Genomic DNA, 14,685 nt, shown 5'->3' with positions numbered 1-14,685 from the left:
TTACCGCGAAAAGATGACCTTTAGTTCATCGCTATAAATTTGAATTTAAACAACTGACAGGATGTACCATAGTAATCCCAAAGCTGCAGATTGGAGTTGCCATCCATCGTGCAGTTGGGTACATCCCAACCGCGTGTGGCATCTACCTTTGAGGTAATTTTGTAATAGCCATTAGCTACAGCTGTGACCTTCCAGGCCTGCGCATCATTGCCATAGTTCTGCCAGAGCCGGATGGCAGTTCCGAGTACATTGCTGTTACTTGTCAGATCGATGCAACGACTGCTTGCGCTTGCTTTGGAGACAAAGCGCCAGTAACCATTGCCTGCATCGATGGCTACCCAGCGCTGTGCGTTTGCACCATTTCGGGTCCAAGGTCTGAGTGCTGCACCGTTGGCATCTTCCCCTGATTTCAAATCAAGGACTTTGTTGGCATCGGTCTGAAATTCAATTTCGTAAATCCCATTGTTCACCAAGCTGGTGACGGTGCAGTTAGACATGGGGTAATTGGAGGCGGCATATTGCTGAAACCATTGTTTACTCGGTGCAGCGCAGGCCTCCCAATCGTTATTAAAGGCGGTGCCGGCATTGGGGTCGCCTTTATGGAGCAGGTCGTCGGGAGCAAGGAGGTTCCAGCTGACATTGCCAGACTGATCGACGATATATTTCAAATTTGCACCAAAACCATTACCACCAGCGGTGCCCGTAGATCCTGTGCCGAAAGTACCATATCCCTGTGGAGCCCAGTCGGTCTCTGTAATAGCGATTGGCGCAATGTCAGCAATAGGTTTGACATTGGTATTCCAGGCATTTTGGAAAGCTTGATAGGTATTGACACCGCCCCAATAACCGGGATAAATGTGTACCGCATAGCCAATGTTGCCACCCGTAATCTGGTTATTGACGTAGCCTTGGTAATGGGATTGCCAACCGGTACCGGGTATCCAGCAGACGTTGTTGGCTCCGTTGTTACGGATGATATTGACTAAGGGCTGAAAGAAATTCTTCAGCGCGGCAAAATGTTCATTTCCCGTCATTCCCCAAGTACCGTTCGTCCCAAGGATTTCAACAGGTTCGTTAGCCAATTCAAACATCACATTGTCTGCATTTTTTAGGGCAGTGTGCTGCGACAGAAAAGTCCATACGGTCTTGAGATAGGTATGATAAGCATCATTGACGGCGATACGGTGCGGACATACACCTGGAGGACGCAAGATGACATACATACCGCGGCTGCGGGCATGATTGATTAAGGGTACAATGACCTGGTCAGTGTAAGTAACCAGACGATTGTAGTTGAACCTTGAGATATCGTCTTCGGGAATGGGTGCACCTGGATCATTGGTCCAATAAGGATCAATATGCAGACGGATATAATTGAGGTACCAACCGTCGGCGGCGCTGCTGAGCTTGTCCATGACCGCCTTGTTGTAATTGAGTGCGCCCTGCACATTGTAATTGTCCCAGGTGCAGTAGCCCGAGTTGGCTCCATACTGACAGCCATTGAACCAAGGGCTTGGTGTAATGGCTACCCCGTGCAGGACAATATTATTGTCACAGGGATCTTTGAGGTACTTGCCACCGACATGTAGGGTAGGGGTTGGCCGCGGCCAGCTTGTAACGGCTTGCGCGGAAACATTGGATTTAAGACTTCTTTCGGATTCGCTGATCAATGTTTTTTCTTCCAGCCGCGAGCAGCTGGAAAAAATAGCTAATAAAAAGATCAGCAATAACCACATGTTGTTTGTTCTCATAATTTACATATTTAAAGGGTGATTAATGATCTTATTTTTTAGCTGACAATGCCTCAGCAACAGCCTGATAGGCTGGCTTTCGAACAAATCCTTCGGTCCATAAGCCGATGGGCTCTCCACGTCGCCAGAATGAACCCTCTTGGTCTGGACTATCCAACGGGCTCCATAGGGTGATACCGTACTGTTTATCCTTGGGAATGATCTCGAGGTATTTCTCAATGACAAACTTGTATAAGTCAGCCTGTTTCTGATACATTTCAGCTGTTGCATTGCTGGTCTTTATGCCGTTTCCAAGGCCGATATCGAGCTCAGACACTTTAATCAGCTTGCCTGTTGCGGCCAATAGATTGAACATGCTGACGATTTGGTCTTTACTGGTATTGATATCGATGTGCATCTGGGTGCCGATTCCATCCACTTTGGCCCCTTTGCCTTCGATGTAGCCGACATAGGCGATGAGCCCTTTACATTTGTTGCCACTGCCTTCCAAGCCATAGTCATTGATGAAAAGGAGATCATTGGCATTACCATATTTGCGGGCAAACTGGAAGGCTTTCACGGCATAATCTTTACCCAAATAATCCTGCCAGTAGAATTCATCATCCGCCAGATCGGTTTTGCCGACTCCCGTCTTTAGGGCATATTGGTCGGGCCAGTCGGACATCGGTTCGTTGACTACGTCCCAAGCCTTGATGTAGCCTTTGGTTTTCTCAAGCATGCCGGCAATAAATGTCTCCAGCGCTTTCGCGAGAATGGCTTCTTTCTCGGCAGGGGTTTTCTCGATCGTGCTGCCCCCAGGGCTTCCATAACCTTCGCCATTGGCGGACTGCGCTCTGGAGGAATTGTTTCCCCAGCCAAACCAGCCATCAATATTGTTTTCAAAATCACTGTTGGCAATAAGGCTTGCCGAACTACCTGTTTTTGTCAGCACGACTTTGTCGATGAAAATAGTTCCATCATATTGACCAAAATTGATGATAAAACGGTTACGCGCTGCAGTTGCGGTGACTTTGAGTTCGTATTCTTTGTAGCTTGTTGTTAATGCCAATGAACCCATATTGTCGCCCGTATAATTGGAGGTGCTCTGCAGATCGATACCAATGTTGCCCGCTTTACTGCCCCGGGCTACAATCTTCAATACATATTCTTTCCCTATTTCCGTTGGGTTAATGTCTGTGGCTGTCTGTGCTTCCCAGGCATTGACAAAAGAGGGATTGCTCATTTTTAGTGCATGTCCCGCTAGAGCTGGTCCTCCAGAACCTGGTATAACCACAGGAGCGATTAACTTATTCAGATAGGCGGCATTCTGTCCCGAATGCCAGCACAACGTGTGGCCATAAAGTGCCATGTTGTTTTCCTGTGCAGCTGTGATCAGCTGTTCTACACGAGATAGATTCAGGCTTCCGTCGGCTTGCACAATGGAACCATGCTTCATTTCATAGCCCATCACCATTTCTTCGAAATTACGATTAGCCAAGCGGTAGAGTACTCCTTTATTAAAATAATCGTTCATATTGAGCGCGACACCAAGTTTAAATGCGGGGTTTGCCTGTTTGTCTAAATAAGTTTTCAGGGGATTGTAGGCATTTATATCTTCCTGCGCCAGCACTTCCTGCGGTTTATCAACAGCAAATTCCAAGGGTTGATATTTGGAGCAGGAACTCCAGACAGTGCCGAGCGAAAGTAGGATGACGATAGTTTTATTGATTTTTTTCATCGTTGTTCGTTATTGAATTGATACTACTTTTTGACGGGCGTAAAAGTTTCCATTTTTACGGATCGGTCCCGCATAACGAGGGTATCCTTGCTTGTGACGGTCATTTGTGCCATATCGATCGTGTAGGATAGATATAGTGCGTCTCGGTCTGCATTGCCCCAGCTGTTTTTTTCACCCCGTTTGACGAATTTTCCACTTCCGGTAGCTGATACGCCGGCACTAGCCGAGCTAACACTGCAATTGTTGTCGTCGTCAAAAGATAGGTTCAGATTGACATTGATATTGACATCACCTGCTCCTTTAAAAGATAGGGGCAAGACTGATTTCTTAAGTGCTGCCGTACTGATGTTTTTGACTTCATCTTTTTCGACGTAGGCCTGATGCCTGACAACGCTTTTTGTCAAGCTACTGTTGGCGCCTTTGCCAACGATCTGATCGGTACCGCGGCGAAGGTAATTGCCATGCCAGGGATTGATATATTTGAGGGCATAGAAGATAAAATCTTTCGGTGCAGCGTCCCAGTCGGATGCAATTGCCCTATTGGCAGTCTGTAATGAGGTTTTACCGGAGAGTATTGAATCGGCATTGACAACCTTTGTCATCCGGAGCGGTAAAACGTAATAGGTTTCCAACGACTTGGGGTCGGCAAAAAACGCGTCGGTTAGCTGTACCTCCACACCGCCCGTGAGGCTACCGCTGGGAATGCTGATCTGGTTGCTGGCAAGCTGATAATAATTGTCAGGCAGTGCGGTAACAGCCTGCCCATTTGGGTAGTGAAGCCCATTTGTGAGACTGTTGTCGACAACGAAGTCGATACGAATATCTTTTTTGTTGTTGTACACGCCGCCTGTAGTTGCCATGACTTTGACCTTATGTTGGTTGTCGAGGCTATTGTCAAAGATGTCTTCGCCCAGGGTCACTGTTCTGACCGGTGTCTGATAAGCGAAGTATACCGATTGAAATTCAAAGTCAGGGAACTCCCAGTCGTTATTTTTGCAGGACGCCAAACTTACTAAAGCCATTGCGTACAGGATATTGATTTTTTTCATCGTGTGCATGTTAAGTTTAATTCCAACCTATATTTTGTACAAGATTGCTGTATTTAAGTACCTCGCTGTACGGGATTGGGCCGTAATTCATATAGTTTTCATAGAGTCTATTCTCGACAGGTATTTCGGTATAGCTGTTGTTGTTGTTGATACTCATGCCCTTGGCGGCGACATTGATATCCATTTTCCAACGGCGAAGATCCCAAAACCGGAATCCTTCAAAGCAAAGCTCCAGTCGGCGTTCGTTTCGGATCAGCTGCCGCATTTGATCTTTATTGTTTTTGACTTGCTCCAGGTAAGGGTCGCCATTGTTGGTGCCTACACCTGCACGCCGGCGAATAGCTTTGATGATGTCGTAGGCCGAGAACGTAAAGGTACCCATACCTGTAGGTCCCCAAGCTTCATTGGCCGCCTCGGCATAGGCCAGATACATTTCCGTCATGCGTATACGCGCGTTGAAGTGCATTTGTTGCGTAGAAGATGAGGGGTTGAGGTTGACATCCTGACGCAGGAGCTTTTTCAGGTAATAACCCGTCCGTGTGGATGTTTCGACTTTGTTCAAGCCGTCATTGGTCGGACTATTGGCTGTCGTATTGATTGCTGAATTGCTCACACCTGCTGTCGCACCATTGACAATGATATAGGTCTTCAATCGTGGATCCCGTTTATCGTAAGGATTGGCTTTATTGTAGGCCGAATTGGCATCGGCAATGGGATAGCCATTTTCCATAGGGAAGGCATCGACCAGGTTCTGCGTTGGGTTGAGTCGGCCTCTACCGAATAATGTTGGCGGAAAATGATCTTGTTCCATACTGTTACTATTTCCTTTGTCTGTACGCCAAAGAATTTCGGCCGGATTGGAGCCGGAGGTTAAACCGTCGACCACCTCTTTATTGTACCAGGTAAATCCTTTAGGGTCGATCCCACTGACACCGCCTTTGGCTTGGATGACCTGCCCCGCATAGATCGCGGCTTGCTCCCAGGTCGTTTTACTCCCTTCACTGTATGCTGGACTTGCTGCTAATAGCGCTGCCCTGGCACGAATAGCCTGTGCAATGCGCTTGGTCATCCGTAATTTAAACGTGGAGCCAAATACGCGATTGTAATCATTGGCGTTTACGGTTCCTGCATATTTAACTGGAACCTGGCTATCGCTTGCTATATTTTCATAATCCATCGGCAATAGATCCTCTGCTTTGTTGATGTCGTCGTACAATTGCTGCATACAGGCTTCAAATGAGGCTCGGGGTTGATTGAAATCCGAATTGACGGTCTCAGGAGTCAAATGGATCGGAACGCCCAATATCTCTCCAGTGCCTGACTTGCCGGCATGCGCCTGTAGGAGATGGAACATAAACAGTGCACGAAGGCCATAGGCTTCGCCTTTCATCCGGTCGTTGAATAGGGCGCTAACTTTTGGCTCCATGGCCCATTCAACCTGGTCTGTTAAGGACAGAAAATTGTTCAGGTATTGTATGGCCGAATAGCTGTTGCGCCATTGATCAAAGGGGTTGTTGATACTTGTCCACTGGCCGGTTGCCGTTTTTAGAAATGTATTGTTCTTATCGTTGCTCACCGCATTGTCGGTCGCAACGTCATCAAAGCTGTAGCTATTGCTTGGGATTCGGTTGTATCCGTTTAAAAGCAATCCCTGAGCATATAACGGGCGGCTATTGGCCGTTTCAATTTCAAGATTATTCTCGAGAGCCGGTTCAAACATATCTTCGCAGGAAGAAAATAACAGGCTGCTCGCGATGGCTAGCGTTAATAGTTTTTTCATCATTCTCATTTTAAATATTCATGATTAAAATAGAGCCTTTAGGCCGACGTTGAAAAATCGCGTTTGAGGCGCTTGTCCGATATTCAATTGCATGATTTCTTTTTCCTTTGCAATCATCAACAGATTGGATCCGTTGGCGTAAATACCTAATTCATGGATAAATTTGGAACTGAGTATACGTTTGGGGAAATCGTAGGAAAGCTGCACTTTGGACAGGTTGATGCGATCCGTCTTATAAAGCCAAAAATCTGAGCTTCGAAAGTTGTTATCACTGTTGAAGGTAGTTAGGCGTGGATAAGTAGCGGTTTCTTTGGTCGACTCTGTCCAGCGGTCGCGCACGACCACGGAATATTTATCCTCCGCATCTACCCAAAAGTAAGAACTGTTTTTCATGGCCTTGGCACCAAACTGGCCCGTAGCGGCAGCAAAAAGGGTGAAGTTGTTCCATTTGACCGTCAGGTTGAGTCCTAATGTAAGTGGAGCTCCGCTCCATCCGCCTTTGCCCAGATAAACTTCGTCACGCGTATCAATCGTGCCGTCCCCGTTTTGGTCTTTATACTTAATATCACCCGGTTTTACTTCACCAAATGAAGAGAAGGCCGAATTGTCAATGTCGGACTGGCTCATATAAAAACCATCATGCTGTAAACCCCATAATGCATCGAGCGGTTTCCCGGCTTTATTTTGATAGCTAAACTGATAAAGTTCGTCCCTTTTTACGGCCTTTGTCGTATAGTACATCCCATTGAGTCCCAGTGATACAAAAGTTTGGTTTAACTGTTTGTTCAGATTGACTCCAAAGTCTACACCCCGCCGTTCGTCACTGTTGTAATTGATAAAGGGAAGATCCGAATAAACAGGCCAACCTGTCGTAAAATACATCGGGTATTGCGTTGCCGCTTGCACCAAACCACCGCTCATGCGGTTAAAAAAGTAGGATGTATTGAAAGTGATCAAGTTATTGTAAAGTCCACCTTCAAGGCTGATGTTAAGTTCCTTGCGTTTTGGAAATTTCATGTTTGGATTGTCGCCTCTCCGTCGGTCAAAAGAGTGCACCAATGCGCCATCCGCCCAGCTATACCAGGCCCCATTGTTGTAGGTATAATAGCCTTGATACAGGAAATAATCGCTAATGTCCAGATCTGTGTTTAAGATCCCCGCCGAAGCGGACAATCTTAGGTCATTGACAACTTTGCTATTGACAAGAAAGTTTTCTTTTGACAGGCGCCAGGCAAGGGCTAATGTCGGGGAGAGGGCCTGTCTGTTCCCCTGCGGTAATTTTGCCGAATGGCTATAGGCGCTACTAAAATCAACATAATATTTACCGGAATAGTTGTAGCCTAACTGTAGCCCTAGGTTGGCATTACTGAGTTTATGGTAACTGCCGGAGGCAGCGATCTGAAATGCATTGGCCAATAGGATTGCCGAAAGATGGTGGTTGTTATCGTAGGTGCGGTTAAAGTTTAAGGATCCATTGAGTCCGATGGTCTGCCGATAGGTGCTGCCGCTGATGTTTTGCAAGCCCGAAATGCGGTCATCCCCATATTTTGTAAGGCTACTGATTCGATCTTTTCCGTCATAGTTGTTCCATGAAGCTTGATATACTGCATAATTGTTGTTGTAGGCCTGATTGTAATTGGACTGATAGTCCACGGCGAGGTTGGTTTTGAAAACCAATCCTTCCAGGATATTTTTCAAGTCAAAATTCAAACCTGTATTGAATTGAAACTGGCGGTTGAGATAGCGGTTGGTGCCACCGGCATAAATGTTAGCAAAGGCATTGGTCTGATCCAGCTGACTTCCCCCCAGAAGGTATTTACCATCGATGAGAAAATTACTATTGTTGACATACACCATCGAATTGATGTCACCTTCTTCGATCATATCGATCGGGATGAGTGGGGAGAAGCGATGCGGCCTAGCGATGGCGGCTGCTCCCCAATAATCTGCGTTGACTCCTTTTAACATGTAAAAGCTGGCCGAAGCGTCCACATTGAGCGAGATCATTTCATTGACTTTGACGTCGATGTTGCCACGCATATTAAATCGATTGGCACCACCATTTTTCTTGGCCTGTCCAAAATTGAGCATAGACCCTTCGGACCAAAAACCAAAGTTGGTATAATATTGTGCCCGCTGATTTCCGCCTGAGATTTCGGCGGTGGCATCGTAGCGATTATAATGATCCTTGATATAGTCCGAGGAATAATAATCAACATTTGGGTAGCGGAAAGGGTTTGTTCCGGCTGCATGTTGGTAGATGGTTTCGGCACCGTAGAGTGCCGAGAGACCGTCATTTTGCCGGGCCTCGTTGTATAACGTCATATATTCGGCAGAGCCCAGGTATTGCGGATAACTGATCGCCGTATTGATACCGCTATTGGCCCTGATTTTTATCTGCTGACCCCCAGCTTTTCCGCGTTTGGTGTTAATGCTGATTACTCCTTTTGCCGCCCGACTACCATAGAGTGCAATGGCATTGACTCCTTTTAGGACACTGATCTGATCGATCTCGGTCGGCATAACGTTATTGGCGTCGCGCGGAAATCCATCCACTAAGACCAGATAACCGCTCATCCCCCAGATATTACCGTTATATCCGGAAATAAAGGCATCGAGATTTTCCAGACTGTAGGTGTTGTAACTCTTGTCGAGCAATTGTGGGATGTTGATGGACTGGACATTGCCCATGAGGTCTTTTTTCTGAACTTTTCGGAAAGCAACTTGTACAAGTGTTGTACTGTCTTTGCCGATACTATCCTGAAGACCAGTTTTCGAACATGTTGAATGTGTATTTTTATATTGTCCAATGGTTGGATTAAGCGATTCTTTGGCCATTCCTTCCGTGGTGGCGATCCAGCTTAATCCAAGACATAGTGCTATACTTAATTTTTTGTACTTCATTTTTTAAATGATTAAATGAAAAACTCGTTACCAGCCTGGGTTCTGATAGAACTCGGGATACATATTGACATCTCTGACCTTTAGTGGCAGCCAATAATGCTTGCTCGTAAATTTGCGTTCCAGAATAACGTTCTCTTGAATATTGACTACGCGATTTTGAGACGGATCTTGGTTGTTAAACATACCTGCTCGATCAAACGAAACTGCTTTCTTTAAGGTGTAAGGCGCTTCGGTCAATAACAACCAACGGCGCAGATCATTAAAACGGTGACCTTCGAAGGCAAGTTCCACAGCACGTTCGCGACGTAGCTCGGGAAGCAGGGCGGCCGCGGAGCTGAGAAATTTGCTGTCTACATGGCCCACACCGGCGCGATCGCGTACGATATTGATGGCATCGACAGCTGTTTTACCGTAATTGTCTGCTTTGCCCGTAGCCGAATTGGAAGCCATTAGGGCAGACTCGGCATACATCAGATAGACATCAGCAAGACGCATGTAAGGGACGTAAATATGAAGATTGGTACCGTAACTGTAGGCTTGATCATATTTATTGGATGTTAAAGGGATAAATTTGCGTAAGACGTAGCCCGTCTGACTTCCGGTACGGGTATCCCGATAGCTGCCACCTGTGAATAGATTGGCATAGCGGTTTTTTTCTTCTGATGCCGACATATTTCCCTGTATGACTTTTGTGCCGTCAAAAATAATGTCCTTATAAAAGCGTGGGTCGCGATCTTTCCAGGGGTATTCGGCATTGTATCCCGACTCCGCATCGGACTGGGTAATGTCCTTGATCGGTAAGCCGCTTTTCATGCCATAGTAATCGACATAATTTGCCGTTGGGTTAAACTTAAGGTCGCCATCTCCAACCTCCAGTGGAATATATTGTTTGCTTGTTCCCCAGTTAGACACCCAAGCGTCAATATAAGGGCCTCTGAATATGGCCTCTGTACTACCTGGCATGGCCCAGTTTTGTCCCGTGGTGTAAAAGTTTAAATGAATATTGGCCAGGGGTACCAGTGCATAATTTGTTTGGCCGCTCTCCACAAGGGACAGCAATTCGCCAAAGGCTTGGGCAGCTTTTTTGCAGTAATCAGCCTGATAGGTTTTACTTCCGGTGGACTGAAAATTCATCAGTGGACTTCCTGCCCAAAGGTAGTTTTTGCCAAGATAGGCCAGTGCCATGATTTTATTGATGCGCAACTGGTTTTTACCGAGTGTACGCTTTCCTGCGGTTGTATTGTCCCAGTCGATCGGCAAGAGGTTGGCCGCTTCTCTAAAATCGGCTGCAGCTAGGTCTGCACAGGCCTGGTAGCTAAGTCTTGGCAACCGGAGCTTTTCGTCACTTGGGAGTACATAATTGATGTACGGCATACCGCCAAAGTATTCCATCAACCGGTGGTGAAACCAACCCCTGAAAAATAACAATTGCCCTTTGATCAGGTTTCTTTCCTCCTGCGTCGCTTCGGTCAGTTTATCGATATTCTCTAGGCCAAGGCTTATTTTACGAAGGCCAAACCAGGAGGCACTCCATAGATCTCGGAAGGCACGATTGGCAAATACATCGTCGTTTCTGGTGGTAAAATCACCCTGATCCATCCAACCGGCACCCCAACCGTCGAATTCCCTTTGCCAACCCCAAAAATTGCCTTGATCGATCTTGTTTACGTAATGAAAGTTGTTCGCTGTGGAAGTTATTTCATCTTCACCCCAGTTCCAGGAGTTGGTCCAGTAGTTGTTGCTGAAATTGACTACACAGTTGTACAGTTCTTCAGTATAACCCTGAAAGTTGATAAAGTTTTTAAATGCTTCTTTGGATGATACATTCGACTGTTCCTCTTTGTCTAGATATTTATTGCAGGATAGTAGTGAGGCAGTGGACCACAGTACACCCGTTATAAAGATTACCTTAAAATATTTTTTCATCTGTCTAATTGCTTTAAAAAGTAATGTTTGCACCTAAATTGAAACGCTTTACCGTAGGATAGGCTCCTTGAGAAGCCCAACCGGTACCGGCGTAATTGGATTCTCGGTCATCCGGCATTTTCGACCAGAAGACCAGGTTGTTGCCATTCAGGAATAGACGGAGATTTTGAAGGCCCAGGCGTTTGATTACGCCGGATTCGCGATTAAAATTGTAAGCAATTTCTGCTGTCTTCAACCGAATGTATGAACCGTCAAACATATATCTGTTGCCAGGGGCGTAGCTGCTTGACTGGGATAACCATCGGGGGAGTGGTACATCCGCATTGATATTGTCCTTTGACCAATAGGAACCCTCATCGTAGGCCAAATTTAGCTGTCCCGAGAAACTATTGAAGACAACCTGACGCGTCACATTGTTGACGGCATACCATTGTGTCATGACACTGAAATTCTTCCAGTCAAACCCAATCGTACAATTGTAGGTGTTTTGTGGAACGGAGGGAAAGGCATAAGGAATATTGTCTTTGGCATCGATAATACCATCGCCGTTATAGTCCAGGATGTGGTAATTGCCGGGAAGCTTAGCAAGGTCATTGCTTTCATGTATGGTGCTGCCATACAGTTCATCCCAGGTATTATAATATCCGGAGCTAACATAGGAATAGGTTTGACTCACCTGTTTGTTATCCGGTTTTTGATATTCGGGTAGCAACTCAGGTGCATCGGCATTAATGACTTTATCCTTGGCATGAGTAAAATTGACATCGGCCCATATCCGCCAATCGGGGTTAAGTTGTTTATTGAATTTCAGTTCGACCTCATAACCTTTATTTTCTACCTCTCCAAGGTTGGCCGTTGGAGCCTCGACTCCAAAATAGGATGGAATAGACCGACCGCCACCTGTGATAAGCACATTCGTCCGATGATCTTTGAAGAAGTCTACCTTTCCGGAAATCTGTCCATTGAACAGTCCGAAATCTACGCCGAAGTTTAATTTCTTCACTTTTTCCCAACGGATATTGGGGTTTCCAAGCACATTTTCTTTATACCAGATGTAAGGACTGGTATTTCCATCCGAGTAGGAAAACCGGCCGTCTACCCCCATTCCTGAAGTACCGCCATAAGCCCATTGCGTTAAATAAAGAAACTGTCCACCACCACTATCGTCGCCAATATCCCCATAAGAGCCACGCAGCTTTAAGGTGTTCAAAAAGGATAATGGCTTCATAAACTCTTCTTCCGAAACTAACCAGCCAATACCACCTGAATTAAAAAAGGCAAATCTGTTTTCGGGGGCAAATTTCTCCGATCCTGTGTATGCGCCGTTATACTCCAGCATATATCTGTTTTTATAGTTGTAGGTCGTGCGGAATACCCAGTCTTCGCGATAGGAGGGAACGGTGCTCCCCCTACCGTATTGATTTCGGTTGACAAGTCCCATTGCCGAAATATTGTGGTGTTGAGCAATGGTTGTTGCATAATTTAATTGTAGCTGATAAAATAATCTTCTGTAAGTGGCTCTGTCGTCGACAAATCCTGCTCCTGTTGTCCAGTCAATACCCTCCACAAAATCAAATCTATTGGTGCCATCGAAAGGGATCTGGTAGGTTGGAAGTCCAGTTTTGGGATCTATCCACTTGCTCTGCGTGTTATTATTCGCGTCGTTGATACCACGATTGGCTTCAACAAAAGTGTTATCCAGCGAGAGCGTTCCCCGTATATTGAGCCCTTTTGCTAAGAACTTAAGATCCTGTTCCAGTGTGAAATCGCTTGTAATGCGACTTGTAGTTGTATATTCCGTTCCACTGATGGCCAGTACACGCGCGGAGTTTATTCCGGCATTCGGGTTTGGCGCATTAAATCCCCAGGTGCCATCGGAATAACGTGGATAAATAACATCCGGCGCCACAGTGTAGGCTGCAATCCAATAGGAATAATTATTGCCGCCACCAAACGGACTTTTTCGGACACCGCGGGAGCCCGCAAGATTCGTTGAAAATTTTGTTGTTGGCGTAAGCTGGAAATCCAGATTCGAACGCACGTTGAGCCGGTTAAATCCATAGCCTGCTTTATACCCTCTGGCGTTTTCAAACTGGCGGAACATATCACCTTCGTAGAGATAATCTGCATTGGCAAAGTATTTGACAAATGGTGTACCGCCGGCAATATTAACACTGCTATTTTGCGAAAATGCTTGGCTTTTAAAGAGTTCTTTTGCCCAATCGGTATTTACATAGCGCTCCCGTTCCGTTTGGTCGGCCGGGAAACGGTATTTATTGATAATATCCTGTGGTGAATAATCGGCCCAACTGGCAGGGTTAATGCCTAATTCATACTCAATCACTTTATTGCGCAGCATCAATGCATCATATGAATCCATTTTGCCCGGAAGCTGGGAGACGGTCTTAACAATGTTGTTTACGGTACCGCGGATCAGCATTTGCCCTTCTTTCCCTCGCTTGGTGGTGATTAAAATAACGCCGTTGGCTCCTCTGACACCATACACGGCGGTTGCTGATGCGTCTTTGAGCACGGAAATAGTTTCGATGGAACTGATATCAACAGCGGATAATGGTCGTTCCACCCCATCGACCATGACTAATGGGTCGGTATTATTCCAGGTACTGCGTCCGCGGATCACAATACGGGGGTCTTCTTCCCCCGGCATACCGGTACTTGCCGTGGTAATGACACCGGGCACATTACCGGTCAATGCCGCTCCTACACTAGAAACACCACCTGCGCGCTCGAGTATTTTACCGGAAGTTTGCGCAATGGCGCCAACAACGGTTTCTTTTTTCTGACGACCGTAACCGACAACAACGGTTTCCTCGATTTCGATAGACTTATCGGTTAACTGTACTTCCACCGTGTTCTTATTGTGGATATCCACTTCGAGTTGACCATATCCTAGTTTGGAGATGGTCAATAAATTAATATCGGCAGGGACTTGGATCGTGAAAACTCCATTGTCATCGGTAGCCGTGGCTAGTGAGGTGCCCTTTACCCTGATGGACGCGCCGCTCACCTTTTTATGGTTACTATCGACGACAATACCCCTTATCTGCCTTTTGGCTTGGGCGTAGAGTGTCGCTTGTCCCATGTAAAGTAGGAACAGCAGTAAAGTGAACGGTTTAGCTATGCCCCATAGCTTTTTCCAATGCCTTACTTGTGTGATTGTACATATAATCATCATCGCATGTTGATTGATAAATAGGTTGAAGAATTATTGGTTAAATTTTCTTGAATTGGTTAGGTATAATGATACCTGTTTCGCGCGGTTCATTTGGCAAAAATGAACCGTCATTTAAGGACTGTTCTGTGCTATCATATTTTTGTTTAATAATTGGTTATTTCTCCCGGTCTTAATTATATCGCAACCGGTTGCATCATTGAGACACAATTTCCCCATCAATGGGAGATGCCTTTCAAAGCAGTTTATAATTGTAGACCAAAGCTAGCCATTGTAAATTCGCAGGGATAGCAAGAATGTTTAAATGAAGGATAAGAATGTCAAAAATGACAGTCAGTGGTGTATAAATCGTTGTGAAGACTAGT

At 45.9% G+C, this 14,685-nt stretch carries 7 protein-coding genes; all 7 read right to left on the bottom strand.

The genetic code is table 11. The annotated features are described in order from the left end of the window. Window positions 1–20: 20 nt before the first annotated feature. Genes AAH582_RS17705 through AAH582_RS17675 form a run of 7 tightly spaced genes read right to left on the bottom strand, consistent with a single transcriptional unit; the run spans window position 21 to window position 14,323 of the window. Window positions 21–1,751 (bottom strand): RICIN domain-containing protein, encoded by a 1,731-nt coding sequence (locus tag AAH582_RS17705; RefSeq protein WP_343319197.1) that lies wholly within the window; start codon window positions 1,749–1,751, stop codon window positions 21–23. 31 nt (window positions 1,752–1,782) lie between these two features. After that, on the bottom strand, window positions 1,783–3,468 hold the full coding sequence (locus tag AAH582_RS17700) for an endo-1,4-beta-xylanase (RefSeq protein ID WP_343319194.1): 1,686 nt from the start codon (window positions 3,466–3,468) through the stop codon (window positions 1,783–1,785). A gap of 23 nt (window positions 3,469–3,491) precedes the next feature. Continuing rightward, window positions 3,492–4,517: a DUF5627 domain-containing protein gene (locus tag AAH582_RS17695; RefSeq protein WP_046675259.1), complete on the bottom strand. Its 1,026-nt coding sequence runs from the start codon at window positions 4,515–4,517 to the stop codon at window positions 3,492–3,494. A gap of 16 nt (window positions 4,518–4,533) precedes the next feature. Next, a complete protein-coding gene (locus tag AAH582_RS17690; protein WP_343319191.1) occupies window positions 4,534–6,300 on the bottom strand; it encodes a RagB/SusD family nutrient uptake outer membrane protein in 1,767 nt (588 codons plus the stop codon). Between the two features lie 21 nt (window positions 6,301–6,321). After that, window positions 6,322–9,201, bottom strand: coding sequence for a SusC/RagA family TonB-linked outer membrane protein (locus tag AAH582_RS17685; protein WP_343319189.1), 2,880 nt, complete (start codon window positions 9,199–9,201; stop codon window positions 6,322–6,324). 27 nt (window positions 9,202–9,228) lie between these two features. Beyond that, complete coding sequence (locus tag AAH582_RS17680) at window positions 9,229–11,127, bottom strand: RagB/SusD family nutrient uptake outer membrane protein (protein ID WP_343319187.1); 1,899 nt, start codon at window positions 11,125–11,127, stop codon at window positions 9,229–9,231. 13 nt (window positions 11,128–11,140) lie between these two features. After that, complete coding sequence (locus AAH582_RS17675; protein WP_343319185.1) at window positions 11,141–14,323, bottom strand: SusC/RagA family TonB-linked outer membrane protein; 3,183 nt, start codon at window positions 14,321–14,323, stop codon at window positions 11,141–11,143. Between the last annotated feature and the right edge of the window lie 362 nt (window positions 14,324–14,685).

It is taken from the genome of Sphingobacterium multivorum, from assembly GCF_039511225.1.
Lineage (GTDB): Bacteria > Bacteroidota > Bacteroidia > Sphingobacteriales > Sphingobacteriaceae > Sphingobacterium.
This window is presented reverse-complemented; position numbering and strand designations above follow the sequence as displayed.

Coding starts and splice junctions, on each gene's coding strand:
- AAH582_RS17705 (WP_343319197.1), bottom strand. CDS start 1,751: ATGAGAACAAACAACATGTGGTTATTGCTGATCTTTTTATTAGCTATT.
- AAH582_RS17685 (WP_343319189.1), bottom strand. CDS start 9,201: ATGAAGTACAAAAAATTAAGTATAGCACTATGTCTTGGATTAAGCTGG.
- AAH582_RS17700 (WP_343319194.1), bottom strand. CDS start 3,468: ATGAAAAAAATCAATAAAACTATCGTCATCCTACTTTCGCTCGGCACT.
- AAH582_RS17680 (WP_343319187.1), bottom strand. CDS start 11,127: ATGAAAAAATATTTTAAGGTAATCTTTATAACGGGTGTACTGTGGTCC.
- AAH582_RS17675 (WP_343319185.1), bottom strand. CDS start 14,323: ATGATGATTATATGTACAATCACACAAGTAAGGCATTGGAAAAAGCTA.
- AAH582_RS17695 (WP_046675259.1), bottom strand. CDS start 4,517: ATGAAAAAAATCAATATCCTGTACGCAATGGCTTTAGTAAGTTTGGCG.
- AAH582_RS17690 (WP_343319191.1), bottom strand. CDS start 6,300: ATGATGAAAAAACTATTAACGCTAGCCATCGCGAGCAGCCTGTTATTT.